This is a genomic window from Pseudomonas sp. I2 (assembly GCF_040984075.1).
Classification (GTDB): domain Bacteria; phylum Pseudomonadota; class Gammaproteobacteria; order Pseudomonadales; family Pseudomonadaceae; genus Aquipseudomonas; species Aquipseudomonas guariconensis_B.
Window position 1 is genome coordinate 1 of record NZ_JBCGFQ010000139.1, and the last position, 539, is coordinate 539.

The 539-nt window shown below is 64.9% G+C and carries 1 protein-coding gene; it reads left to right on the forward strand.

Going from position 1 to position 539, the window contains the following annotated elements:
• On the forward strand, positions 1 to 539 hold a 539-nt coding region (locus WCE05_RS25925; protein WP_368816828.1), incomplete at both ends, for a molybdopterin-dependent oxidoreductase.

The following is a 539-nucleotide window of genomic DNA, read 5'->3' on the forward strand; positions in this document are numbered from 1 at the left end:
GCGCTCAAGAGCGTGACCAAGGCCTGGCTGGGCAGCGAGAATGCCTTCAAGAACCTGCGGGCCATGCTCAAGACCAACCAGAACGGTGGCTTCGACTGCCCCGGCTGCGCCTGGGGCGAGTCGCCGGAAAGCGACATGGTCAAGTTCTGCGAGAACGGCGCCAAGGCGGTGAACTGGGAAGCCACCGGGCGCTCGGTGGACCCGGCGTTCTTCGCCAAGTACAGCGTCAGTGCTTTGGCCGCGCAGACCGACTACTGGCTCGAGTACCAGGGCCGCTTGACCCACCCGATGCGTTACGACGCGGCCACCGACCACTATGTGCAAACCAGTTGGGACGAGGCCTTCGCCCTTATCGCCCAGCACCTGAACGCCCTGGAGTCGCCCGACCAGGCCGAGTTCTACACCTCGGGCCGGGCCAGCAACGAGGCGGCGTTCCTCTACCAGCTGTTCGTCCGTGCCTACGGCACCAATAACTTCCCCGACTGCTCGAACATGTGCCACGAGGCCAGTGGCGTGGGCATGAACAGCACCCTCGGGGT